General features: G+C 36.7%; 19 protein-coding genes. 11 read left to right on the forward strand and 8 right to left on the reverse strand.

The features are described from left to right. Positions 1-63 precede the first annotated feature (63 nt). Together AB8P06_RS04010 and AB8P06_RS04015 are read right to left on the reverse strand one after the other, a co-directional pair. Entirely contained in the window at positions 64-1,080 is a 1,017-nt protein-coding gene (locus AB8P06_RS04010) for a sugar phosphate nucleotidyltransferase (RefSeq protein ID WP_369838174.1), read from the reverse strand. Between the two features lie 155 nt (positions 1,081-1,235). Further along, positions 1,236-2,657: an oligosaccharide flippase family protein gene (locus AB8P06_RS04015; protein WP_369838177.1), complete on the reverse strand. Its 1,422-nt coding sequence runs from the start codon at positions 2,655-2,657 to the stop codon at positions 1,236-1,238. Positions 2,658-2,853: 196 nt separating this feature from the next. On the opposite strand from AB8P06_RS04015, the gene AB8P06_RS04020 reads away from it, so the two are divergent. Then, positions 2,854-4,191: a dihydroorotase gene (locus AB8P06_RS04020; protein WP_369838180.1), complete on the forward strand. Its 1,338-nt coding sequence runs from the start codon at positions 2,854-2,856 to the stop codon at positions 4,189-4,191. 238 nt (positions 4,192-4,429) lie between these two features. Here AB8P06_RS04020 and AB8P06_RS04025 read toward each other — a convergent pair whose 3' ends face one another. Then, on the reverse strand, positions 4,430-6,727 hold the full coding sequence (locus AB8P06_RS04025) for a GH92 family glycosyl hydrolase (protein WP_369838183.1): 2,298 nt from the start codon (positions 6,725-6,727) through the stop codon (positions 4,430-4,432). Positions 6,728-6,853: 126 nt separating this feature from the next. Between AB8P06_RS04025 and AB8P06_RS04030 the strand changes: the two genes are divergently transcribed. The 4 genes from AB8P06_RS04030 (at position 6,854) to AB8P06_RS04045 (ending at position 12,958) form a co-directional block, all read left to right on the forward strand. Continuing rightward, entirely contained in the window at positions 6,854-7,735 is an 882-nt protein-coding gene (locus AB8P06_RS04030; protein ID WP_369838186.1) for an SDR family oxidoreductase, read from the forward strand. 84 nt (positions 7,736-7,819) lie between these two features. Next, a complete protein-coding gene (locus tag AB8P06_RS04035) occupies positions 7,820-10,018 on the forward strand; it encodes a M1 family metallopeptidase (RefSeq protein ID WP_369838189.1) in 2,199 nt (732 codons plus the stop codon). Positions 10,019-10,187: 169 nt separating this feature from the next. Further along, positions 10,188-11,015, forward strand: a complete 828-nt coding sequence (locus AB8P06_RS04040) for an endonuclease/exonuclease/phosphatase family protein (RefSeq protein ID WP_369838192.1) — start codon at positions 10,188-10,190, stop codon at positions 11,013-11,015. Between the two features lie 80 nt (positions 11,016-11,095). Further along, entirely contained in the window at positions 11,096-12,958 is a 1,863-nt protein-coding gene (locus tag AB8P06_RS04045; protein ID WP_369838195.1) for a M1 family metallopeptidase, read from the forward strand. 77 nt (positions 12,959-13,035) lie between these two features. On the opposite strand, the gene AB8P06_RS04050 is transcribed toward AB8P06_RS04045, so the two are convergent. From AB8P06_RS04050 to clpB, 5 genes are all read right to left on the reverse strand, one after another. After that, positions 13,036-14,043 carry a zinc metalloprotease gene (locus AB8P06_RS04050; RefSeq protein WP_369838198.1) on the reverse strand — a complete coding sequence of 336 codons (1,008 nt, stop codon included), beginning with the start codon at positions 14,041-14,043 and terminating at the stop codon, positions 13,036-13,038. Positions 14,044-14,387: 344 nt separating this feature from the next. Next, complete coding sequence (locus tag AB8P06_RS04055) at positions 14,388-15,026, reverse strand: response regulator transcription factor (RefSeq protein ID WP_369838201.1); 639 nt, start codon at positions 15,024-15,026, stop codon at positions 14,388-14,390. Then, entirely contained in the window at positions 15,023-15,808 is a 786-nt protein-coding gene (locus tag AB8P06_RS04060; RefSeq protein ID WP_369838204.1) for a sensor histidine kinase, read from the reverse strand. The genes AB8P06_RS04055 and AB8P06_RS04060 overlap by 4 nt, the downstream gene beginning before the upstream one ends. Before the next feature lie 677 nt (positions 15,809-16,485). Then, positions 16,486-17,040 carry a hypothetical protein gene (locus AB8P06_RS04065; protein WP_369838207.1) on the reverse strand — a complete coding sequence of 185 codons (555 nt, stop codon included), beginning with the start codon at positions 17,038-17,040 and terminating at the stop codon, positions 16,486-16,488. 206 nt (positions 17,041-17,246) lie between these two features. After that, positions 17,247-19,841 carry an ATP-dependent chaperone ClpB gene (gene clpB, locus AB8P06_RS04070; RefSeq protein ID WP_369838210.1) on the reverse strand — a complete coding sequence of 865 codons (2,595 nt, stop codon included), beginning with the start codon at positions 19,839-19,841 and terminating at the stop codon, positions 17,247-17,249. A 448-nt stretch (positions 19,842-20,289) separates the two neighbouring features. On the opposite strand from clpB, the gene AB8P06_RS04075 reads away from it, so the two are divergent. The 6 genes from AB8P06_RS04075 (at position 20,290) to paaC (ending at position 25,685) form a co-directional block, all read left to right on the forward strand. After that, complete coding sequence (locus tag AB8P06_RS04075) at positions 20,290-20,868, forward strand: TetR/AcrR family transcriptional regulator (protein WP_369838213.1); 579 nt, start codon at positions 20,290-20,292, stop codon at positions 20,866-20,868. Positions 20,869-21,054: 186 nt separating this feature from the next. Further along, positions 21,055-22,374, forward strand: a complete 1,320-nt coding sequence (locus tag AB8P06_RS04080) for a phenylacetate--CoA ligase family protein (RefSeq protein ID WP_369838216.1) — start codon at positions 21,055-21,057, stop codon at positions 22,372-22,374. After that, positions 22,371-23,456, forward strand: a complete 1,086-nt coding sequence (locus AB8P06_RS04085; RefSeq protein WP_369838219.1) for a 2Fe-2S iron-sulfur cluster-binding protein — start codon at positions 22,371-22,373, stop codon at positions 23,454-23,456. The genes AB8P06_RS04080 and AB8P06_RS04085 overlap by 4 nt, the downstream gene beginning before the upstream one ends. Before the next feature lie 74 nt (positions 23,457-23,530). Then, positions 23,531-24,469 (forward strand): 1,2-phenylacetyl-CoA epoxidase subunit PaaA, encoded by a 939-nt coding sequence (gene paaA, locus AB8P06_RS04090; protein WP_369838222.1) that lies wholly within the window; start codon positions 23,531-23,533, stop codon positions 24,467-24,469. 112 nt (positions 24,470-24,581) lie between these two features. Then, complete coding sequence (paaB, locus tag AB8P06_RS04095; protein WP_039364405.1) at positions 24,582-24,863, forward strand: 1,2-phenylacetyl-CoA epoxidase subunit PaaB; 282 nt, start codon at positions 24,582-24,584, stop codon at positions 24,861-24,863. A 72-nt stretch (positions 24,864-24,935) separates the two neighbouring features. Further along, entirely contained in the window at positions 24,936-25,685 is a 750-nt protein-coding gene (gene paaC, locus AB8P06_RS04100) for a 1,2-phenylacetyl-CoA epoxidase subunit PaaC (protein ID WP_369838226.1), read from the forward strand. Positions 25,686-25,704 lie beyond the last annotated feature (19 nt).

Here is a 25,704-nt window from a genome sequence, read left to right on the forward strand (position 1 = left end):
AAACCACACAAAACATTTGTGTGGTTGGTTGATATGCTTTATAAAGTTAATAATTTTCCGGGACTATTTAGATAAAAAATCTAAAACGGAATAATCTCCCAATGAAATTTCTCTCGCTACCCCAAAATATTTTGCAGAGTTTCCAATCATTGAGTTGGAAAGGTTTCCGTGATTAATTGCCGTATTTTCCTGTATTAAAGAATTTTCAATATTTGAATTCACAATAACGGTATTATTCCCTAAAGAAACTCCGGGACCGATTTTAGAATTCGAGATTTTCACATTTTCCCCGATAAAACAAGGCGGAATGATCAGAGAATTTTCAATAGTTGCGGAAGCCGGATAATTGGCCATTTCTTCTTTTTCGTAGGCAAGAATTTTACTGTTGGTTTCTACAGTAGCATTTTTATTTCCGCAATCCATCCAGTCATTTACTTTTCCAAGACTGAATTTTGCTCCTTTTGCTCTTAAATTTTCCAGTGCCATTGTCAACTGATATTCGCCGCCGTTTTTAATATCATTTTCTATGATATAATTGATCTCATCCATCAGCTTTTCAGCGCTGTTGAAATAGTAGATCCCGATAATGGCGAGATCGGAAACAAATGTGGTAGGTTTTTCAACAAAATCCGTAATGAAGCCATAATTGTCTAACTTTACCACTCCAAATGCGGAAGGATCTTCCACACTCTTTACCCAGATTACTCCATCGGAATTCTTATCCAACTGAAAGTCTGCACGGAAAAGTGTGTCTGCAAAGGCAATGACAACGTCTCCCTGCATGGAAGCCTCGGCGCATTTGATAGCGTGTGCTGTTCCAAGCGGGTCATTCTGATAATAAATACTTCCTTTTGCACCTAGTTTTTCAGCAATCTGAATTAAAGATTTTTCAATTTCAGTACCGAAGTCTCCGATGATAAAGGCAACTTCTTCTATTTTTTCTCCTGCCACTTTAGCAATGTCTTCTACCAGTCTCTGTACAATTGGTTTTCCGGCAATCGGAATAAGTGGTTTAGGAACAGTTAATGTATGTGGGCGTAATCTGGAACCTCTTCCAGCCATAGGTACAATAATTTTCATTTATATATTATAAGTTCTAAGGTTTTGTATTGTTTGAATTTTTCAGGATAAAGATACTAATTATACCCAGTGTAGCAGGTGATGTTTTGTTATCTTTTAAATAATTGTTTAATTTTTTAATCAACTTGATTGGTAGCAAAATAGGGACCAAATTTTTAAGAGGTTCTTCGCACTCTTGATAAAAGCATATTTTTTTCAGTATAGATTAAAATACCGGCATAGATGATAAATAAAAGGTTGCCCAGCCAGAAATTATAATTAAAATACACTGTAATAAAACTGAAAGCCATCAACAATCCTATAAAAAATGCCATTTTTTTAATACGGTAAGGAATCGGGTAATATTTTTGTCCCAGCATATAAGAAGTGATCATCATTACAAAATAAGCGAGGAAAGTCACCCATGCAGAAACCATAAAGCCATATTTTTCTAAAAGTACTAAGTTTAAAACAATGGTAATGATGGCTCCCAACCATGAAATGACCGTTCCGATTTTGGTTCTGTCAGTCACTTTATACCAGGTTGAGAAATTATAATAAATTCCAAAACAAAGATTGGCAATAACGATGATCGGAATAATATCAATAGCAGTCCAGTAGGTGCTGTTTGGGATAAGAATTTGTTTTAGCCATCCAATGTTTGCAATGATTCCCATCGCTACTGTTGATGCAAAAAATGTAAAATATTCAGTGACTTTTGCGTACGTATTTTTAGCATTCTCATTATTCATCTGCTTGAAGAAGAACGGTTCAATCCCCATTCTGTAAGCTGTAACGAATAAAGTCATTAAAACAGCCAGCTTATAGCAGCCGCCATATGCCCCGGCGTCTTCATTCGGAATAAAATAAATCTGAATGGCCTTGTCAAAATTCTCATTGAACATAAATGCAAGGCCTGCTATCATTACGGGCCAGGAATAACCAATCATCTTTTTAAAAAGATCCGTTGAAAATTTGAACTGTATTTTGAAAACTACAGGAAGCAGTAAAATAAATCCTAAAAAGCTTGCCGCAAGATTGCTGTAAAAAGGAAAGGAAACCTTTTCTTTTAATCCGAATCCCTGGGAAACACTGAAAGGAATATATAAAAATAAGGCAACGGTAACGACAGTCTGGAATAAAGACTGTAAAACCCTTACCAATGAATATTTTATCGGTTTGTTATTATACCGGAGCCATGCAAACGGAATAACACAAAGGTTATCAAAAAATGCAATCCATGCAAACCAGCGGATGTATTCGGGATTACCGGAATATTCCAGTTTGTCTGCAATAGGCTGGGTGAAAATTATACAAGCTAACAGAAACAGGGTAGATAATCCAAACAAAAACCAAAATGAAGTGTTGAAGGTTTTTTTCTCATTATCTTTTTCCGAAGAGAAACGGAAGAAAGCGGTTTCAAAGCCAAATGACAGAATAATATTAACGAAAGAAATCAATGCATATAAATTTGAAAATATGGCGAAATCCTTTTTTTCAATCTGATCGATATATAAAGGATTAAGGATAAACAGAATCACCCTCGGCATAATAGCACCTATTCCATAAATGATAGTCTCGTTAAGAAGTTTTTTCAAAATGCGAAATTTCTTGCAAATGTAAATATTTACAAATTGATTTTTTAAGAGTGGTATTAAAATTCATTCATAAACCTTAATTTTGCCTTTACCTTTATAGAAATTAGAATATGGAGTTCGGAAATTAATCACATAATTAATAGTGCTGCCTCACTCTAACTTCTAAGATCTAACCTCTAACTTCTAAAAAAAGTAAATGAAGACCCTTATCAAAAATGTAAAAATCGTTAACGAAGGCCGGATCTTTGAAAGCGATATTTTAATTGAAAATGACATGATTTCTAAAATAACTGCCAATATCTCTGAAGAAGCAGACCAGATTATTGATGCATCCGGAAAATATCTTTTGCCGGGAGTTATTGATGACCAGGTACATTTCCGTGAGCCTGGCCTTACCCATAAAGGAGACATCGAAACTGAATCCAGATCTGCCATTGCAGGTGGGATAACAAGTTTTATAGACCAGCCGAACACCGTGCCGAATGCCGTAACCCAGGAATTATTGGCAGATAAATATGAAATAGCTTCTCAGAAAGCCTATGCGAATTACGGTTTTATGATGGGAGGAACCAATGATAACCTGGAAGAAGTTTTAAAAACAAATCCGGAAAATGTTCCGGGGATCAAATTATTTTTAGGCTCTTCAACAGGAAACATGCTGGTAGATAATCCCGAAACACTGGAAAATATTTTCAGCAATACAAAAATGCTGATTGCCGTTCATTGTGAAGATGAAGCCACCATTAAAGCAAACACCCGGAAATATCTGGATGAATACGGAGAAGATATCCCCGTAAAATTTCATCACCTGATCAGAAGTGAGGAAGCCTGCTATAAATCTTCATCCAAAGCTATTGAGCTGGCACAGAAAACCGGGGCAAGACTGCATGTCTTCCATCTTTCTACAGCAAAAGAAACAGCCCTTTTCAGAAATGATATTCCTTTAAAAGATAAAAAAATAACAGCGGAAGTTTGCGTTCACCACCTTACATTCACTAATGAAGATTACGAAACAAAAGGAGGTCTTATCAAATGGAATCCTTCTGTAAAAACCCAGAAAGATAAAGACGGGCTTTGGGAAGCATTACTGGATGACAGGATTGATGTGATTGCTACAGACCACGCACCACACACCTGGGAAGAAAAACAGAATGTCTACACAAAATGTCCTTCTGGAGCACCTTTGGTTCAGCACTCTTTAGTTGTAATGCTTGAAAATTATATCAACGGTAAAATTTCTTTAGAAAAAATTGTTGAAAAAATGTCCCATAATCCGGCTATTCTTTTCAGAGTTAAGAAAAGAGGTTTTGTGAGAGAAGGGTATAAAGCCGACCTGGTTTTGGTAGATTTAAACGAAAACTGGACCGTTGCCAAAGAAAATATCCTGTACAAATGTGGTTGGAGTCCGTTGGAAGGAATGAATTTCCGTTCTAAAGTTACCCAAACTTTTGTCAATGGAAACCTGGTTTATGACAATGGAAAAATTAATGAAAATAAATTCGGAGAGCGGTTGCTTTTTGAAGTTCAGGAATAAATATCAATAGAGCGGGCTTTAGCCCGCTTTTTAATTTCAAAAAATCAAAACCGGCTTCAGCCAAAACCTTTAAAATAAAAAAGACTGCAAATCTGCAGTCTTTTTATATATAATTAAAGTTTGTCGAAAATTCAAAGGCGAAATTTTAATTTTCTTTTAATCAGTTCAAAAGGTAAAATTTCCTATATGATTTGTGAAAATTTGTGTAAAAGATTAGTGTCATTGGTGTTTAAGTAAATTATTTCTTCGCCTTAGCACTCATATAAAAAGTCAGCTTTCCTCCACTCATCAATTCAGAATGCTTCAATGTAAAGTTTTTAATTTCTTTCCCATTTAAAAGAATCTTTTCAACATATACATTTTCCGGACTTTGATTAATGGCTTCAATTTCAAAAGTTTTTCCGTTTTCTAAGTTCAGAACAGCATGATCTACCGCCGGGCTTCCAATGGCATAATCTTCCGAACCCGGTGCCACAGGATAAAAACCGAGTGAGCTCAGAATATACCAGGCGCTCATTTGACCCGCATCATCATTTCCTCCCAATCCATCGGGAGTGGCTTTGTACTGCATTTCTAAAATTTTCCTGATCTGCGCCTGGGTTTTCCATGGCTGGCCTGCCCAATTGTAAAAATAAGCAACATGATGAGCTGGCTCGTTCCCATGTACATATCCGCCGATAATCCCTTCCCGTGTAATGTCTTCCGTATCTGCAAAAAACTCATCGGGCAAATGCATGGTAAACAGTTCATCCAGCTTTGAAGCAAATTTTTTCTTTCCGCCCATCATTTTAATCAACTCATCCGGATTCTGAGGAACAAAGAAGCTGTAGTTCCAGGAATTTCCTTCAATAAAACCCTGTCCGTGGGTACTCAACAGGTCAAAATCTTTTTTGAAGCTGCCGTCTGCCAATCGGGGACGCATAAATCCGATGCTTTTATCAAAATTATTCTTCCAGTTTTCAGAACGTCTGATAAACTGATTGTAGATTTCAGTTTCATCCAAATGTTTTGCCAGCTGTGCAATTGCCCAGTCATCATAAGCATATTCTAATGTATTGGAAACCGAGGTCCCGCTTTTCTCCGCAGGAATATAACCCAAGTCTATATATTGCCCAATTCCTTCATAATCTCTTTTGTTGGCCGTGGCTACACAGGCTTTCAGGGCTTCTTTGGCGTCTCCGTCATAATTTCCTTTAATGATAGCATCAGCCACTACGCTTACACTGTGATAACCACTCATACACCAGTTGTCATTAGCATAGTGTGACCAGATCGGTAGCATTTTCATCGAAAACTGATTATAATGTGCCATCATCGATTTTACCATATCATTATTTCGTTTTGGCTGAATAATGTTAAAGAATGGATGAAGAGCACGGTAAGTATCCCAAATGGAGAAGGTAGTATAGTTGGTAAAGCCTTCTGCTTTATGGATGTTTTGATCCAGACCTTTGTATTCTCCATTCACGTCCGTATAAGTTGTGGGGTTAATGAATGTATGATACATGGCTGTATAAAAATTCGTTTTTTCCGTTTCAGAACCTTTAACGACAATTTTATTAAGTTCTTTGTTCCAGTCTTCCTGGGTTTTTGCTTTTATCTGATCAAATGATAAGTTACCGGTTTCTTTTTCAAGATTCTCCAGTGCATTGGTCTGGCTTACCGGTGAAATAGCCAGTTTTACTTCAATCGCTTCGTTTTCATTGGTGTCAAAATCAAAATACATTTTCAGGTTTCTTCCTGCAATTTCAGGGAAGTTTTTAGTCTGGTCAAACTTTCTCCAGAATCCACCGTAAACCTGTTTTCCGTCATAGTTTTTCTGTCCGTATGATTTGAACGGTTTTGAAAATTTAATGGCGAAATAGACAGTTCTTGTTCTCGCCCAGCCACTGGTTTGGCGGTATCCTGTAATTGTATTGTCATTTTCAACACGCACATAGGTCCAGACATTTTTGCCCTCATAATTATAAATTCCCGCCATCAGATCTAAAATAATATGAGCCTGATCAGATTTCGGAAATGTATAACGATGCACACCTACTCTTGTTGTAGCGGTAAGTTCTGCTAAAATATGATGATCATCGAGCTTTACTTTATAATATCCGGCTTCCGCTTTTTCATTCTGATGAGAAAACCGGCTTCTGTAGCCATTTTCAGGATTGGAAGCTGTTCCGGGATTCAGTTGAAGTTTTCCTGTCGTTGGCATGATTAAAAAGTCCCCAAGATCGGAATGCCCCGTTCCGCTGAAATGGGTCGAGCTGAAACCTACAATCGTTTTATCTTCATACCGGTAACCAGCACAGTATTTATAAACCTCACCATTATACTTTCCGTTAAGTTCATAAGAAATGGTATCTGTTTCCGGGCTTAATTGTACAGCTCCAAAAGGAGCGGTAGCACCGGGATACGTGTGTCCCATTTTTTCAGTTCCGATTAACGGATTGACATATTGGATTAATTTTTCAAATTTTTGAGCTTTAAAATGTAAACTAAAAAACAGAAGAAATAGAAAAACAAAAGTTCCGGACTTTTTCATGTAGCGTAATTTTTCGGAGAGTAAAATTAAATAAAATCAAAGAATAATTATTTATGGCATTATTTATAAATTTAATTTAGAGACAATCCATTCAATATTTATTATTTTTAGGAAAAAATAAAACATATGAATCTATATACCCAACCGATGTTGCGTGAAGACGCACTGAAGGATAAAGTTGCCATCGTTACTGGAGGCGGAAGCGGTCTTGGAAAAGCAATGACCAAATATTTCCTTCAGTTAGGTGCAAAAGTGGTCATAACTTCCAGAAATCTGGAGAAATTACAAGGAACCGCAAAAGAATTAGAAGAAGAAACGGGAGGTAAAGTTCTTTGTGTAGCCTGTGATGTAAGAAACTGGGATGAGGTGGAAGCGATGAAAGAAGCTGCTTTAAAAGAATTCGGAAAAATTGATATCCTTTTGAACAATGCTGCAGGAAATTTTATTTCTCCCACAGAAAGACTGACGCATTCTGCATTTGATTCTATTCTGGATATCGTTTTAAAAGGAACAAAAAACTGTACACTATCCATAGGAAAGCACTGGATAGATTCTAAAACTCCGGGAACGGTACTGAATATCGTTACAACCTATTCATGGACGGGTTCTGCATATGTAGTCCCTTCAGCCTGCGCCAAAGCCGGTGTTCTGGCAATGACAAGATCATTAGCTGTTGAATGGGCAAAATACGGAATACGTTTTAATGCGATTGCTCCGGGACCTTTTCCTACAAAAGGTGCGTGGGACAGATTGCTTCCGGGCGACTTACAGGAAAAATTCGATATGAGGAAAAAAGTTCCGTTGAGAAGAGTGGGAGAGCATCAGGAGCTTGCCAATCTGGCGGCATACCTTGTGTCTGATTATTCGGCTTATATGAACGGAGAAGTGGTAACCATTGATGGTGGAGAGTGGCTTCAGGGTGCCGGGGAATTTAATATGCTGGAAGATGTTCCGCAGGAAATGTGGGATATGCTGGAAGCTATGATCAAAGCAAAAAAATCAAATTAATTAAAATTGATATAAAAGATTCCCGGGCTTGTAACAAATCCGGGAGTTTTTTTACCTATCTGATAAGTATTTAAACTTTTTCACATGAATTATAAACTTCCAACCCTTGTTTCCGCAATAGCAGTTTTTCTTTTTTCAGGATCTGCCTTTGCTCAGGAAGCTCCAAAGTATGACTATACAGAAGCATTCAAACCGTTCTTCTATCCTCAGACAGGTACGGAAACCCGTTCTGCAAGCGGACAACCCGGACATGCCTATTGGCAGAATTCAGCAGACTATAATCTGAATGTCAGTCTGAATGATACTAAAAATGAAATTACAGGCAGTGCTGAAATTACCTATACCAATAACAGCCCGGATATGCTGAGCTTTCTCTGGCTGCAACTGGATCAGAATTTATTTGCAAAAGATTCCCGGGGTAATGGAGTAGTTCCGCTTTCCGGAAGCAGAAACGGTGCGCATGGGGAAGAATTTGACGGTGGATATAAAATTAAATCGGTAAAGCTTGATGGTAAAGATGTGAAATATACCGTCACAGATACAAGAATGCAGATCGACTTACCTAAAGAGCTGAAAGCAAAAGGTGGTGTTGCCAAAATTAAAATTGACTATACTTTTGTCTCTCCGGAATACGGATCAGACAGAATGGGTGTGCAGCAGACTAAAAATGGAAAAGTATTTACGATTGCACAATGGTACCCAAGAATGTGTGTGTATGATGATGTATTAGGCTGGAACACGATGCCTTATCTTGGCGCTTCGGAATTTTATCTGGAATATGGCAATATCACAGCTAATATTACAGTACCGGCCAATCATTACGTTGTTGCTTCCGGGCAGCTTCTTAATGAAAAGGAAATGTACAGCAAAGAAGAAAACAACCGTTGGGAGCAAGCAAGAAACAGTGATAAAACGGTAATGATACACCCGGAATCAGAGATTGGTAAAAACCAGTCTTCCGGTACAAAAACATGGAAATTTAAAATCGAAAAAACAAGAGATTTTGCATGGGCATCTTCGCCTGCATTTGTATTGGATGCAGCAAGGATTAATTTGCCGAGTGGTAAAAAATCTTTAGCGATTTCAGCTTATCCTGCTGAAAGTGGTGGCGAAAAAGCATGGGGAAGATCTACAGAATATACAAAAGCAGCCATAGAGCATTATTCTCAGAAATGGTATGAATACACCTATCCTGCAGCTACAAACGTAGCCGGAAATGAAGGCGGAATGGAATATCCCGGAATCGTATTCTGCCATATGGATTCCAAAGGAGAAGACCTGTGGGGAGTTACGGATCATGAGTTTGGGCACAACTGGTTCCCGATGATCGTAGGTTCTAACGAAAGATTGTTTGCTTGGATGGATGAAGGGTTCAATACATTTATCAACGGTCTTTCTACGGAAGCTTTCAATAAAGGGGAATATTATAAAAAACAAAACGTTGCTCAATCCGGAGGTTTCCTGATGAGTGATAATTTTGAGCCTATTATGGTAGGACCGGATAATATGAAAGAAAGAAATATCGGAGTCCTTGCTTATTTCAAGCCGGGAACAGGGTTAGAGGTTTTAAGAGAATCCATTCTGGGACCTGAGAAATTTGATAAAGCATTCAGAACGTATATAGACCGTTGGGCTTTCAAACACCCGACACCATGGGATTTCTTCCACACAATGGAAAATGTTTCCGGTGAAGAGCTTAACTGGTTCTGGAGAGGCTGGTTCCTTAACAAATGGAAAATCGATCAGTCTGTTAAAAATGTAAAATATATCAACAGTGACTATAAAAACGGCGCTCAGATTACGATTGAAAACCTTGGCCAGTTACCAATGCCAACTACAGTTCAGGTGAAATTTAAAGACGGAACTACGCAGGTTTCAAAAATTCCTGTTGAGGTTTGGAAACGAAATACGGAATGGACATTTAAAATCAATTCCAATAAAGAAATCGATGAGGTAAAACTGGATCCGAATGGTCAGATTCCTGATGTTAATGCAAAAAATAATTCATGGACCTCTGCACAGGCGGTAGCTGTTGAGAAAATCAATCCGAAAGATTTTACAGGAACCTACGGAAGCAAAGATATTCCGATTAAATTAACGTTTATTGAGAAAAACGGGCAGCTTTTCGGACAGGCAAAAGGTCAGCAGGAATTTCCTCTTGAATACACGGGAGATAACAAATTTACTTTTGAGCAGGCTGAAATAACAATAGTTTTCAGTAAGGACAAAAAAACAATCAATTTCACACAAGGCGGAAGAGAATTCAAATTCATTAAAGAATAACGATCTGTCAGAAATATTAAAAAATAAGCTCCAAAATTTTTTGGAGCTTATTTTTTTGCAGTCTTTTGAGAAAAACTTATAATAATTTAACATTATAATGATGTCTTTTAAGTTATTCTCTGCAGAAGAAGTTTTATTTTTGTTGCTTTATTATTTAAAATAGATGATTATGTATTTCAGATTTTCAATCTTATTGCTTATGTTTTTTACATTGGGATTTTCACAGGATCTTAAAGTGATGAGTTTCAATATCAGGCTTAATGTAGAATCCGATAAGGAAAATGCATGGCCACAAAGAAAACAGGATGTTGCGGATTTACTGACCTATTATCATCCCGATTATTTCGGGGTTCAGGAAGCTCTTCCGGAACAAATGAAAGATATAAAAAACGGATTGAAAAATTACGATTACGTAGGAGTAGGAAGAGATGACGGAAAAGAGAAAGGAGAGTTTTCTGCTATTTTTTACGATATAAACAGACTTCAGGTATTAACTTCAGGAACTTTCTGGCTTTCTGAAACCCCGGACGTCCCTTCAAAAGGATGGGATGCAGCTCTTAACAGAATCTGTACCTATGCCGTTTTCAAGGATAAGAAATCCAAAAAAGAATTCATGGCATTGAACCTTCATTTTGATCATGTCGGAAATATAGCGAGAGTAAAATCTTCAGAACTGATTTTAAAGAAAATCAAAGAAATCAATCCCCAAAACTTACCGGTAATTTTAAGTGGTGATTTTAATTTAACGGATGATTCTGAGCCGATCAAAATTATTTCACAAAACTTAAAAGATACTTTTTACAATTCTGAAACAAAGCATTACGGGCCGGTGGGAACTTTCACGGCATTCAACGTAAATGAAGTACCGAAAGACAGAATCGACTATATTTTTGTAAAAGGATTCAAAATAAAATCACACCGGCACATTAATGACAGGAGGCCCGGCTTGCTCTATCCCTCAGATCATTTTCCTGTCATTGTAGATTTACAGTTTTAAAAAATACAAAGGCAATATTTTTTTATTGCTTTTTTTGTTACACATTTGTACGTTTAATTACTTATCATAAAATAATTTTAATGAAAAGATTGGTTATAGCTTTATTTTTAATGGCTTTAGGTCAATTTTCCGCCCAGGAATTATACATGCCCAGAAACATTAAAAAAGCATATCAGAACGGAACCCGCGATATTTCGGGAGCTCCGGGAAAAAATTACTGGCAGAATAAAGGAATATACAATGTTGAGGTAAAAGTAGATGCCAATACCAAAATAGTTTCAGGGAAAGAAACCATTGTTTACAGCAATAACAGCCCGAATGATTTACATTCATTAGCCATAAGATTTGTTAATAATCTTCATAAGCCACAGGCTCCGAGGTCAGGTTTTGTATCAAAAGATTTTTTATCATCAGGTTTGCATATCAAATCTTTCATTGTAAATGGTGAAAAATATAATGTGAACAGCGATGATTGGGGAACTGTAGAATCAGTAAAACTTAATAGTGTTTTAAAAGCAAAAACAAAAGCTGAGGTTAAAATAGAATGGGAATATCCGCTGTCTGTACAAAGTGGAAGAGAAGGTCAGATCGATCCTGAAACTTTTTATGTAGCATATTCGTTCCCGAGAATTTCCGTATATGATGATTACAACGGATGGGATATGCTTCCGCATTCGGACCGGCAGGAATTTTATAATGATTTTAATGATTATAACTTTGCGATTACAGCTCCGAAGAATTTTGTGGTGTGGGCAACCGGGGATTTTCTAAATCCTGATGCTGTACTTCAGTCTGAATATCTGAAAAGGTATAAAGCCTCTTTGAGAAGTGATAAAGTAATTCATGTCGCCAATCAGGACGAGATGAAATCCGGAAAAGTAACCAAGCAGAATAAATGGAACATCTGGAAGTTTAAAGCAAATCATATTACCGATTTCTGTTTTGCATTGAGTAACCATTATGTCTGGGATGCAGCAAGTGTTCAGCTTAAAACAAAAAGAACCAGCGTTCAGGCAGGATATAAAGCCGGAGCAAAAGATTTTGAACATTATGTAGACTGGATGCGCTATAACCTTGACTGGTTTTCAAAAAACTGGCCGGGTGTAGAATATCCTTATCCGGTAATGACAGCCATTCAGGGATATGCAGATATGGAGTATCCGATGATGATCAATGATACCAGTATTCCTGATGACTTTCAGGATGCAAGACTGACTGCGGATCATGAAATTGCACACACCTATTTCCCTTTTTATATGGGAATTAATGAGACAAGATATGCCTTTATGGATGAAGGATGGGCAACTACTTTGGAATACCTGATCGGAATTGACGAAAATGGTGAAGCAAAAGCCAAAGAATTTTATCAGAATTTCAGGGTAAAAAGGTGGATCAATGATGCTTCAGCAGAGCAGGATCAGCCGATTATCACAATGAGTACGCAGGTAAGCGGAGCAGGATATGGCAACAATTCCTATGTAAAAGCCTCATTGTCATATTTGGCACTGAAAGATTATTTAGGAGATCATCTGTTTAAAAAAGCATTACATCATTATATGAATAACTGGAATGGAAAGCATCCTGTTCCATGGGATTATTTTTACTCAATGAATACAGGTTCGGGAAAAGATCTGAGCTGGTTCTGGAATAACTGGTTTTACAGCAATTATTATATTGATTTAAAAGTGACCGGTGCTAATCAGCAAAATGATTTACTGACAATCAATGTTGATAATGTTGGTGGTTTTGCGATTCCCTTTGATGCCGTTCTTACTTATGAAGACGGGGCAGAAGAAAAGCTTCATTTTTCACCGTCGATCTGGGAAAAAGACCAGAAGCAGGCTGTTTTAACGGTTCCGATTAAAAAGAAAGTAAAATCGGTGAATTTAGATGGCGGTCTTTTTATGGATTATACTCCTGAAGATAATTCAAAAGCACTGTAAATCTAATCTGATTTAAAAATATAAAATCCGGTCTCAATTATATGAGGCCGGATTTTTTTTAATATTAAATAGTATGTTTAAAGTACTCTTAGTCCTGCTCTTGATCCGGATGCAGCCACTACAGACTGCATTCTTGTTTTCTGTCCTGCAGAGAACATAAACATTGCAGCATCATCTACATAATCCATATAATTCATGAACATAACAGAGCGGGAAACACCGCTGCACGTGTTATATAATGGGTATGACGGTTTATCGTAGTTCGCAGTAGTCTGAGTTGGAGTATCGGCAACGAGGTCATTACCACAGTTAGCATCTCCCCAGATGTGTCTAAGATTTAAATAGTGCCCAACTTCGTGAGTGGCAGTTCTGCCTAAGTTAAACGGAGCTGATGCACCTGTTTTTCCAAAGAATGGCGCGGCAATTACTACACCGTCATTCCATAATCCTGCAGATTCAGGGAAAGTAGCATATCCTAAAATAGTTCTTCCCTGGCTGGTCATTTTTCCTACTATCCATATATTCAGATAGTTGGTGGGAGTAGTAGCGTCAACACCTCCTGTAGATGCTTTTTTCATTGCATCATTAGTACCCCAGCTTGTTTTAGATGTAGATTTTCTTATTGTGTTAACAAGTTTAAATCTTACTTTTACATCATCTGCTTTTACTGCTTGGAATTCTGTCGGGATGTTTGAAGCATCGGCGTTTGTTCCTCCATAATCAGCATTTAATACTGCAATTTGTTCTGCAATTCTGGCATCAGAAACATTTTCTGCAGCAGTTTTGTAAATTACATTGACTACTACGGGAATTTCAACGGTGCCGTCAGCAAGAACTTTTCCTAATTTCAGTTCATTGGCAAATTTTTCAGTATTAGCCTCTAACACATTAAATTTTTGTCTGAGTTCCGGGTTGTTTTGAAGAGCCACTTTTCTGATTTCTTCAGATGGGCAATCCCTTTTACTTGCAAAGTTTGCTGATGCATCAGCACTGTTTGAAGGGTTTTCATTTTGATTGGTAACATTATCACTGTTACAAGAAGACATGAATCCTAGCGCAAGGATTCCAAACAATAGTTTTTTCATAATTCTGATTTTGGTAGAGTTTCAGACTGTGAAATTATATTATTTGAAATTAGTGCACAAGATATTCTTGATTTTTTTTATGGAAAATTAAAATTTTATACAATTTAAGTGTGTATTATGTAATGAATTGTATTATTGTTTGATAAATTTATAATATGTTGATTTGATTAAAAAGGAATTATATTTTTATTTATTTCATTATATTTTGTATTATGGTTGAAATAAATTTAAAATATTTCATTTATGGGTGAATTTATATTAGCAGGAGTTTTACCTTCGGTCTATGAAGTAATTATTTCAACCATCAGGAGATAAGATTTTTTTTAAACGGAAGATGACTGTTATCAGGCAAACCCGTTTTTAATGGCAAATACGGCTAAGCCTACCCGTGTTTTTAAATCCAGCTTTTCACAAAGCTGATCCCGGTAGCTTTCTACTGTTCTTGGGCTGCAGCACATTTTATCGGCTATTTCTTTATAGCTGAGCTCAGTTACGGTGAATTTCAGAAATTCCTTTTCACGGTCCGAAATTCTGATCGCATTTTCACTTCCTTTATCATTGTTAAGATTTGAAAAAATAATTTTTGAAGCCCATTCAGGATAGAAGAATCCATCAGAATTTAGTTTGGTAAGTGCTGTTTCAAGATCTTTTGGATGGGTGTTTTTTAATAAATATCCTTTTGCTCCGTTTTTGATCATTTTAATAACACTTTTGTCGTCACCCTGCATGCTCAGAGCCATTACCTTAATGCCCGGATGATTCTCCTTCAGCCAGAGAACCGTCTCAAAACCATCCATGATCGGCATGCTGATATCCAAAAGGATGATATCCGGAATCTTACTGTTGTTTTCAAATTTCTGGATCAGGTCTTTTCCGTTTTCGGCCACATAAATCACTTCAAATTCTTTAAAATTATCAATGATTCCCTCTAAAGCTTTCGCGATAAGCACGTGGTCATCAACAATAACGATAGTTTTTTTCATGGCTGTCTTTTTAAAATAATATTAAGTGTAGTTCCGATATTCTTTTCACTTTCGAGTCTGAAGTTGGCACCGATAATTTCCGCCCTGTTTTTCATATTGGTTAAACCGATTCCCTTAGATGTTATTTCAGATTTGTTAAATCCTACACCGTCATCTTTGATATTGAGTTCCCAAAGTGATTCTTCGGACGTATTCAGGTTGATGAAAATATTCTTACAGTGGGCATGTTTTATACTGTTTTGAATAAATTCCTGCGTAATTCTGAGAAGCATGTTTTTATGCACAAATCCAAGGTCAAGCTGTTGAAAGTTGTGTTTAAAGCTTACTTTACACCTTTTAAAAGCATTGGTATTGTCTACTTCTTCCTGTATTAAAGTTACGATTTCTTTCTGACTGATTTTATCATCGGTCAAAGTTTTTGAAAGGCTCCTTAAATCCTGAAGAGACTGGTTGATAATCTGCGAAACCTGTTCTATTCTTTCGCTTACTTCCGGAACTTTGTTTTCATACAGGAGTTGTTGGGTGTATAAACTTACAAGTGTTAATTTTTGTCCGATATTATCATGAAGCTCCCTCCCGATTTGCTGCATGGTGGCCTGCTGAATCTCCAACTGTGTGGCCAGAAGTTCTTTTTGGTGAATTTCGTTTTTAATCTGTATTTCATTTAAATATTCTCTTTTGCGAAGTCTGTATTTTCTGATATAAATGGATACAGCAACTACAAACAGCACGAAGAATAAGTTGAATAAAATGACCGTTATTAAGAGCTCTGCTTTCCCCATATAAATGAAATTGAGAATAATAAATACATGATGATACAGGAAATTAAACTATAACTGTAATAGATATCCCAGATTTCCCGATGTTCATAATACAAAAGTATATTAAAGGTATAAAAAGGAAGTGATCCGATATAGAATAAGGTTACTCCCAAATTAATATAAAACATTCTGTTCTCATGGAAATTGATAATATCATCAGAATTAATTTGTTTATAATATTCCATAATAACCAAAATCATCAGAAGCAAACATCCAAAAGTATAATTAAATGAATTTATTATTTTACTTTCCTTAAAGTAGGTTTCACTCAATATAAATGAAATTAAATATAACGATGTTAAAACCCAAAATAAACCTTTGTTTTTCTGCAATTTTACTCCATAAAGCCAATAAAAGAAGATAAATTGAAACGGAATTACAAAATAATTGTAATACATAGCTTTTTTTGTATGCTCTATCACTGGATCTGAAAATGTGATCAAGTCTGCACCCCATTTTGCAAAAGCTTCACAAAAAAAAATGATGATTAAATAATAGACGAAATATTTCCAGTATTGTCCTTTTATAGTTTTGTAATATAAAATAGCAATAATAGCAGCAAATCCTTCAACCCAAAGGCTGCTGTTGATCAGAAAAATTTGAAAATTATTTAACATTATTGGGATTATGAAGATAGATTAATACATTTGAACAACTGGAGTCGCAGGCGGGATAAGTTGTCCGTGATTTTGAGCTAATGATTCATCATCCTCAGGATCATCATCTGCATTGCTTGATTTAAATGCCATCGCAGACATCTGTCCATTGGATTGGTTTAAAGGATTGAAATCATAATCCAATAATTCACCTTGTTCATTTTCAGATTTTAAAGTGGGAACCATGATCAGAGTGTGTTTTTCTGCATATTCTGTCGGAACGGGGTGGCTATCCATAACATCCCAGTTTTCCAGTTTCGGGTAGGCTGCATAATAGAACCGGATTCCCAAATCATTTTCAGTCGCATCCGGATTCACTTTTTGTGCTTCGGTTTCAATATCCGCAATAAATTTTTTCAGTTTCGGAAGATCAAACCATATGGAATGAGCATCAGTAATTTGCAGTTTTGAATTAATAGCCAGCATATGGTTATTGCGGTAGTTGTTTACAAGTTCCTGAATAAGACTTGTTGTCATTGTGTTAGCTGCAGTGAGAGTTTCAGTAGCTTCACTTTCAAAGATAGGTTTTGTTTTCATAATGTCAGTTTTATAATTGATATTGCAAATTTCGTAATTTTTTTATGTTAAATGCTCGTATTTTAACTATTTATTATCCGTGTTTTTACGGATTGCTTTTTTAGTTTTAAAGATGTAACGAATTATTGAGTAATTATAAAAAATAAGTGCCGCAGACATGATCTACAGCACTTACTACAAAAATAATATATATGAAAAAAACTACTTTATTTTTCTGCAGGCCTGAATACCAAACCTGTTTCTTCGAAATAATCCAAAGTGATCCTGTCACCGTCATTTACATTTCCTGCAAGAATTTCTCTGGATAATTTATTTAAAACCTCCTGCTGGATTACTCTTTTCAAAGGCCTTGCCCCAAAAGCAGGATCATACCCTTTATTCATCAGATAATCTACGGCATCCTGAGTGGCGGTCATAATGATATTTCGTTTTGCCAGCATATCATTGAAACCTCTCAACTGATACTGAACGATTTTTCCGATTTCTTTTTTTCTTAAAGGCTGGAACAGTACTATTTCATCAATTCTGTTTAAGAATTCCGGACGTAAAGTCTGTTTCAGTAAATCGAAAACTTCATCTTTCGTTTTGTCTACAATGGCATCCTGGTTTTCATCCGTAATATGCTCAAAATTCTCCTGAATCAGATGGGAACCTAAATTTGAGGTCATGATGATAATAGAATTTTTAAAATTCACGACACGTCCTTTATTATCAGTCAGACGGCCATCATCCAAAACCTGTAACAAGGTATTGAAAACATCCGGGTGTGCTTTTTCAATTTCGTCTAAAAGCACTACGGAATAAGGTCTTCTTCTCACGGCCTCAGTTAATTGTCCGCCTTCATCATATCCCACATATCCCGGAGGCGCACCTACTAACCTTGAAACAGAATGGCGTTCCTGATATTCACTCATATCAATTCTCGTCATATTATTTTCGTCATCGAATAAAAATTCGGCGAGTGCTTTTGCCAGCTCTGTTTTACCAACACCGGTCGTTCCTAAGAAAAGGAATGACCCGATCGGTTTTTTTTCATCGCTTAGTCCGGCTCTGTTTCTTCGGATTGCATCGGCAACAGCCTGAATTGCTTCATCCTGTCCTACAACCCTGTGGTGAAGTTCGGTTTCAAGATGTAATAATTTTTCCCGTTCAGACTGTAAAAGTTTGGTTACCGGAATTCCGGTCCATTTTGCAATCACTTCAGAAATGTTTTCAGAAGTTACTTCTTCTTTAATGAGCTCATTCTGATGATTCTGCATTTCCAGTTCCAGTTTTTCCAGAGCATCTTCTTTTTCCTTGATTTTTCCGTACTGAATTTCAGCTACTTTTGCGTAATCTCCTGCTCTGGACGCCCTTTCAGCTTCCAGTTTCAGGGATTCAATATCTTTTTTGATCTGGGTGAGATCTTCACTTTTCTGTTTCTCTTTCAGCCATTTTGCATTAATTTCATTTCTCTGTTCAGAAATCTTTGCAATATCTTCTTTTACATGATCGATCTTGGTTTGGTTACCTTCCCTTGAGATAGCAGCCAGCTCAATTTCCAACTGCATTAATCTTCTGTCTAAAACATCCAGCTCTTCCGGTTTGGAATTGATTTCCATTCTCAGCTTAGCGGAAGCTTCATCGATAAGGTCAATCGCTTTATCCGGTAAAAAACGATCTGAAATATATCTTTGAGACATTTCCACCGCAGCAATAATTGCTTCATCTTTGATTCTTACTTTATGGTGGGCTTCATATTTGTCTTTGATACCCCGAAGAATTGAGATCGCAGATTCAGTATCCGGTTCTTCCACCATAACTTTCTGGAAACGTCTTTCAAGCGCTTTATCCTTTTCGAAATATTTTTGATACTCGTTTAAAGTAGTTGCCCCGATTGCTCTCAATTCTCCTCTTGCTAAAGCAGGTTTCAGGATATTGGCAGCATCCATTGCGCCTTCACCGCCTCCGGCTCCAACCAGGGTGTGAATTTCGTCGATGAAAAGAATGATCTGGCCATCAGATTTAATCACCTCATTCACAACCGATTTTAAACGCTCTTCAAATTCACCCTTATATTTGGCACCGGCAATCAAGGCACCCATATCCAATGAATATAAAGTTTTATCTATCAGGTTTTCAGGAATATCTCCTGAAATAATACGGTGTGCAATCCCTTCAGCAATGGCGGTTTTACCAACACCGGGTTCTCCGATCAGGATAGGATTGTTTTTTGTTCTTCTGGAAAGAATCTGTAAGACCCTTCTGATTTCTTCATCACGTCCGATTACAGGATCCAGTTTTCCTTCCGCTGCTAATTCGTTGAAGTTTTTAGCATATTTATTTAAGGATTGATAAGTCTCTTCCGAACTTGCAGAAGTGGCTTTGCTTCCTTTTCTTAATTCTTTAATTCCCCCTTCCAAAAGACTTTTGGTAACCCCCATATCCTTTAGCATTTTAGATACTTCAGAATTGGTTTCTAACAGTGATAACCATAAATGTTCTATCGTTACATATTCATCACCCATTTTTTTAGCAATATTGGGTGCGTCCAGCAAAACTTTATTTGCAGATTGTGAAAGATAAATATTTCCGCCCTGTACTTTGGGAAGTTTTTCCAGGCTTTCACGGTTGCGTTCTCTTAATAAATCTGTATCAGCTTCAGCCTTTTTTAATAAGAAAGGTGAAATATTTTCATCTACCTGGAAAATTCCTTCAAGGAGATGTTGCGGCTCAATACTTTGGTTGCCGAATTCCATTGCAATCTGTTGGGCTGCCTGGATCGCTTCTTGTGATTTTACAGTATATTGGTTTAAGTTCATATTTTTATATTTTTTGTAATGATTGAGTTCTGTTTAATTTTCTTAAAAACATCAAGAAACCAAATTCTCAGGCTTAGTTTCTTAATGCTATCAATTATTTATCATTTAATTCGATTACCTTATCGCAAAAACTGTTCAATTATTAAATTTACAAAAAATATGGACAAAATTTCCGAATATTGTATTTTTAACGTAAAATTAACTTGACAAAATTTCCGATTATAGAAGATTTTGTTCATACATTAGGAACAAATAGTCAGAAGATGAAAAATCTTAAAACCATAGACCTGTCTTGAAAAGAACCCAATATCTGCATTTATTAAAATTTCCTCCGGTAGAGAGATAGAAAATCGAAGATTTAACGGGTGGTTAAGAATATTCTCATCAAAACTTTTTGTAAGTTAAAAACAACAGATTAAATCAGAATACTTACTTTTGCATTTCACCAATGGAGTTAAAAGAAAAACAAATTAAAATATTAGACGTTGCCGTAGAACTTTTCAAAGAGAAAGGGTATATGGGCAGCTCTGTAAGGGATTTAGCAACTAAGTTGAATATTAAGGCAGCTTCCTTATATGCACACATCCGTTCTAAAGAGGAAATTCTGGAATGGATCTGTTTTGGAATTGCTAATGATTTCTTTTCTGAACTTCAAACGGTAAAAAGTACAGACATCAATCCAAAAGATAAACTGAATCTTTTTATTGACAAACATTTATCGGTAGTTCTTAAAAACCGTGATGTTACCCATATTTATTCCAATGAATGGAGGCATTTGGAGGAAAAGCTTCCCGAGTTTATTGAACTTAGAAAAAACTATCAGGATGAAGTGGAAGAATTAATCTCTGCGATCTATCAGGCTGAGAACTGGGAACTGAAATCACCTACTTTTACTACCAGGTTCATTCTCCATACCCTCAACAATTCTTATTTCTGGTTTAAAAGAAATATTGAATCAACCACGGAAATTACTGATGAAATCAGAGATAAAATTCTTTTCGGACTTCTTGGAAATCAGAAACAATAAAAATTTCAATCCTCAATTATTTTAAAGTTCAAATAACCGGAATCTTGTTGTCTTGCAGGAATATCAGCTGAAAAATCAAGGTTTTATTATTTAGAATTACTCAAAATATGACGAAAATCATAAAAATTTTGTCAGCTCCCAAAATCTTTTTAAATTTACACCTAACAAATGTTAGTTAGTTAAGGTATGGATTTTTCAGTTGAATATTTAAAGCTCGACCAATTGAGACAGCTTCAATCTGAGCGATTGGCTGATTTGGTAGACTATCTAGGGGAGAAGTCGGAATTTTATAGAGGGAAATTTAATGAATTGGGTTTATCTCCGCAGGATGTCAGGTCGATTGAAGATATCACGAAACTTCCGATTACTTACAAACAGGATTTGAGAGATAACTATCCGTTCGGTTTATTTACGGTTCCGAAAAATGAATTACAGAGAATTCACTGTTCAAGCGGAACAACAGGAAGGCCGACGGTGGTGGGATACACAAAAGAAGATGTTGATCTTTTCAGTGAAGTAGTGGCAAGATCTTTAAACGCAGCAGGAGCAAAACCGGGAATGCAGTTACATAACGCTTATGGTTATGGGATTTTTACAGGCGGACTTGGCCTTCATTACGGAGCCGAAAAATTGGGAATGAGTGTTCTTCCTATTTCAGGAGGAATGACCACGAGACAGGTAGATTTAATCATGGATTTTAAACCTGAAGTGATTTGCTGTTCTCCGTCATATGCTTTAACCATCGCTGATGAATTTGCCAACCGGGGAATTTCTGCAGATGAGATCAGCTTGAAATATGCTGTTCTGGGTTCAGAACCTTGGACGGAATTGATCAGACATCATATTGAAGAAAGATTAGGCGTTCATGCAACCAATATTTATGGTTTAAGTGAGATCATCGGTCCTGGAGTTTCAATGGAAGATTTTGAGGAAAAAGGAGGTTCTTACATTTGGGAAGATCATTTTTATCCTGAAATTCTAGATCCGGTTACCAAACAGCCGGTTCCATTTGGGGAAGAAGGCGTTTTAGTAATCACAACCTTAACGAAAAAAGCAATGCCGCTTTTACGGTACTGGACCAATGATATCACAAGTCTTTATTATGATGAAAATTCAAAAAGAACAATGGTCAAAATGAGACCGATTCTCGGGAGAGCCGATGATATGCTGATTGTAAGAGGAGTAAATGTTTATCCGAGCCAAATCGAAGAAGCTTTTTCTCATGTGAAAGGAGTGGTTCCTAATTATTATTTAACTCCGATTGAAAAAGAACAGATGTGTATCGCTTTGGATATTGACCTGGAAATTGATGATGATTTCGTAAAAGCTCAGCAGATTGACATAAATACCGGTGATTATAGTATTTTTGTCGGAAATTTCGGAAAAAATATAGAAAACGAAATAAAAAAACGGGTAGGAATTACAACACAAGTAAGAATCCATGCCCAGGACAGTTTGCCTAAGTGCGAAGGTGGAAAAATTAATAGAATACTAAAGAAAAAATGAATTCATTTTATAAACTAAAAACTGTAAAAGTTCAGAAAGATACCAATGATGCAGTAAATGTAGCCGTTGAAATTCCTGAAGAACTGAAGGATAAATTCAGGTTTAAACAGGGGCAGTATCTTAATTTCCGTATGATGATCGACGGAAATGAAGAGAGACGTTCTTATTCTATCTGCAATGCTCCAAGTGAAAAAAGCAACACGCTGGAAGTATTGGTTAAGCTTTTAGAAGGTGGAAAAGTTTCAGGATACTTCAATGAGCATCTTCATATGGATGAAGTATTGGAAGTAATGCCACCAATGGGAGGTTTTAATACATCTTATCACCCAAGCAATACAAAAACATATATCGGTTTGGCAGCAGGTAGCGGAATCAGCCCGGTTCTTTCCAATATCAAAGAAAGCCTTTATCAGGAGCCTAATTCAAACGCCTATTTGTTCTACAGCAACAGAAGCATGAATCATGTCATGAAGAAAGGCGAGATCGATAAACTGGTTGAGCACTTCAACGGAAGACTGAAAGTAGTTTACCTGGTAAGCCGTGAAAAACATGAAGACCCTATTTTTGAAGGAAGAATTTCTCCGGAAAAACTGGATCATTTATTTGAAAGATATGCTGATATCGATGTAAGAGAAGCTACATTCTTTATTTGCGGTCCGGCAGAAATGATCAAAGGGATTGCTGATTATTTAAAGAAAGATAAAAAAGTACCTGCCATTCAGGTTTTATTTGAATATTTTACCGCTCCCGATGAAGAAAATTCTGAGGAAATGAGTGATGAATTCAAGGCTATTGCCAATATAGAAAGTATGGTAACGGTCATTATCGATGATGATGAATATTCGTTCCACCTTAATTCTAAAAAAGAGAGTATCTTAGATAAAGCATTAAAAGACAATCTTCCCGTACCTTTTGCTTGCAAAGGCGGAGTTTGCTGTACGTGTAAAGCCGAAGTTCTTGAAGGAGAAGTTTTCATGGAGAAAAACTTCGCGCTTACCGAAGATGAAGTAGCCAGAGGTTACGTTCTGACGTGTCAATGTCACCCGACAACAAATGTGGTGATGCTTAATTATGACGTTTAATTGTATTAATGACTTCATGTAAAATGTATTCATGAATACATTAATACTTTTTACATTTTACAAAAACAAAAGAAATGGACTTAGAAAAATTTGTTCAATACGTTCACGACGAAAATAAAGTAGAACCGAAAGACGTAATGCCTGATGATTACAGGAAATTATTGGTTCGCCAGATTTCACAGCACGCCCATTCTGAGATTGTCGGAATGCTGCCGGAAGCCAACTGGCTTTCCAGAGCACCTTCATTGAGAAGAAAAATGGCTCTTTTAGCTAAAGTTCAGGATGAGGCAGGTCATGGTTTGTATTTGTATTCAGCTACAGAAACTCTGGGTAACGGAACTATCAGAGCTGACAGAGACGCAACTTACGAAGATATGCTGGAAGGAAAAGCCAAATATTCAAGTATTTTCAATTATCCTACTTTAAGCTGGGCAGATATAGGTGCGATCGGCTGGTTGGTAGATGGTGCTGCCATTATGAATCAGGTAATGCTGATGGGAAACTCCTACGGTCCTTATTCGAGAGCGATGGTAAAAATCTGTAAAGAAGAATCTTTTCACCAGAGACAGGGCTATGAGATTTTAATGGCACTTTGTCGTGGAACAAAACAACAGAAGGAAATGGCTCAGGCTTCACTAAACCGATTCTGGTGGCCGGCTTTAATGATGTTTGGCCCGAATGACGACAGCTCGCCAAACTCTAAAATTTCCATGAATTACAGAGTGAAAAGAGAAAGTAACGACAGTCTTCGTCAGAGATTTATAGATGTTACTGTTTCTCAGGCTGAATTCTTAGGATTGACAATTCCGGATAAAGATCTTAAATGGAATGAAGAAAGAGGTCATTATGATTTCGGGAAACTTCCCTGGGATGAATTTATGGAAATCTTAAAAGGAAACGGACCTGCCAATAAGAAGCGTATCGAAACCAAAAGAAAAGCTCAAAGAGAGAATTCCTGGGTAAAAGAGGCAGCGGCAGCTTTTGCGGAAAAACAACAAAAAGAAGTAATATAATAATGTAACAATATACCAATGTAAAAATGTAACAATCAATTGTCATTCTGAGCAAAGCGAAGAATCTCATTGGTAAACGGGTACATTGATACATTGTTAAATTAATTTGAATATGGCAAATTTAGATATGTGGGAAGTGTTTATTCAGACTAAACCGGGATTATCTCACAAACACGTTGGAATAGTACAGGCGCCAACAGCAGAAATGGCTTTACAGAACGCAAGAGACGTTTATACAAGAAGAAAAGAAGGAACTTCAGTTTGGGTAGTTCCAAGTAAATATATCGTGACTTCGGAAGGGGTGGATAAAGAAGCTTTCTTCGATCCGGCCGATGACAAACTATACCGTCACCCGACTTTCTACGACATTCCAAACGATGTAAAAAATATGTAGTCTTCTGTAAAATGTCAGTTGTAAAAAGTACACTGTACATCCGACATTTTACATTTTACAAAAAATTAAACAATGAACCCATTATATAATTATCTATTAAAACTGGCAGACGACAGTTTCATCATGGGGCAGCGTTTGTCTGCATGGTGCGGTGAAGGTCCTTATTTAGAGGAAGATATTGCATTGACGAACATCGCTTTGGATGAGCTTGGCCAGGCCAACAACTTTTATCAGTATGCTTCAAGAGTGATTGATAACGGTAAAAGTGAAGATGATTTAGCATTCCTGAGATATGAGAATGAATATGTAAATGCACACTGGACGGAGCTTCCGAATGAAGATTATGCACAGACCATTCTTAAAGTATATGTGCTTTCCATATATCAGAAGCTGATGTACGAAGCACTGTCTAATTCAGCCGATGAAGAGCTTTCGGCTCTGGCTCAGAAATCTTTAAAAGAAGTAAAATACCATTATACTCATGCCTCTTCCTGGATGAAGATTTTTGCACAGGGAACAGAAGAAAGTCGTGAACGTCTGGTAAAAGCTATTGAAAATATCTGGGAATATACCAAAGGTTTATTTGTGAAAGTGGAAGGAGAAAATGATCTCATTGCCCTGAATATCGTTCCGGATGTTGATAAGCTATATGAAGAGTTTCTTGAGATTACAAAAAGAGATTTCGCAGAATACGGACTGGAATATCCGGTAAATCCATTCATGCAGCCAAAATCAAGAACAGGATATCATACAGAATATTTTGGTTACATTCTTTGCGAATTGCAATATATGCAGAGAGCGTATCCGGGATGTACATGGTAAATTTCAAATATACCAATAT

Source organism: Chryseobacterium tongliaonense (genome assembly GCF_041224435.1).
GTDB lineage: Bacteria > Bacteroidota > Bacteroidia > Flavobacteriales > Weeksellaceae > Chryseobacterium > Chryseobacterium tongliaoense.

Excerpts from the sequence above, each read along its gene's own strand:
- clpB (WP_369838210.1), bottom strand. The coding sequence starts at position 19,841 with ATGAACTTAAACCAATATACTGTAAAATCACAAGAAGCGATCCAGGCA.
- paaC (WP_369838226.1), top strand. The coding sequence starts at position 24,936 with ATGAACCCATTATATAATTATCTATTAAAACTGGCAGACGACAGTTTC.
- AB8P06_RS04080 (WP_369838216.1), top strand. The coding sequence starts at position 21,055 with ATGGATTTTTCAGTTGAATATTTAAAGCTCGACCAATTGAGACAGCTT.
- AB8P06_RS04045 (WP_369838195.1), top strand. The coding sequence starts at position 11,096 with ATGAAAAGATTGGTTATAGCTTTATTTTTAATGGCTTTAGGTCAATTT.
- AB8P06_RS04040 (WP_369838192.1), top strand. The coding sequence starts at position 10,188 with ATGTATTTCAGATTTTCAATCTTATTGCTTATGTTTTTTACATTGGGA.
- AB8P06_RS04010 (WP_369838174.1), bottom strand. The coding sequence starts at position 1,080 with ATGAAAATTATTGTACCTATGGCTGGAAGAGGTTCCAGATTACGCCCA.
- AB8P06_RS04060 (WP_369838204.1), bottom strand. The coding sequence starts at position 15,808 with ATGGGGAAAGCAGAGCTCTTAATAACGGTCATTTTATTCAACTTATTC.
- AB8P06_RS04020 (WP_369838180.1), top strand. The coding sequence starts at position 2,854 with ATGAAGACCCTTATCAAAAATGTAAAAATCGTTAACGAAGGCCGGATC.
- AB8P06_RS04065 (WP_369838207.1), bottom strand. The coding sequence starts at position 17,040 with ATGAAAACAAAACCTATCTTTGAAAGTGAAGCTACTGAAACTCTCACT.
- AB8P06_RS04050 (WP_369838198.1), bottom strand. The coding sequence starts at position 14,043 with ATGAAAAAACTATTGTTTGGAATCCTTGCGCTAGGATTCATGTCTTCT.
- AB8P06_RS04085 (WP_369838219.1), top strand. The coding sequence starts at position 22,371 with ATGAATTCATTTTATAAACTAAAAACTGTAAAAGTTCAGAAAGATACC.
- AB8P06_RS04055 (WP_369838201.1), bottom strand. The coding sequence starts at position 15,026 with ATGAAAAAAACTATCGTTATTGTTGATGACCACGTGCTTATCGCGAAA.
- AB8P06_RS04075 (WP_369838213.1), top strand. The coding sequence starts at position 20,290 with ATGGAGTTAAAAGAAAAACAAATTAAAATATTAGACGTTGCCGTAGAA.
- AB8P06_RS04025 (WP_369838183.1), bottom strand. The coding sequence starts at position 6,727 with ATGAAAAAGTCCGGAACTTTTGTTTTTCTATTTCTTCTGTTTTTTAGT.
- AB8P06_RS04035 (WP_369838189.1), top strand. The coding sequence starts at position 7,820 with ATGAATTATAAACTTCCAACCCTTGTTTCCGCAATAGCAGTTTTTCTT.
- paaA (WP_369838222.1), top strand. The coding sequence starts at position 23,531 with ATGGACTTAGAAAAATTTGTTCAATACGTTCACGACGAAAATAAAGTA.
- paaB (WP_039364405.1), top strand. The coding sequence starts at position 24,582 with ATGGCAAATTTAGATATGTGGGAAGTGTTTATTCAGACTAAACCGGGA.
- AB8P06_RS04030 (WP_369838186.1), top strand. The coding sequence starts at position 6,854 with ATGAATCTATATACCCAACCGATGTTGCGTGAAGACGCACTGAAGGAT.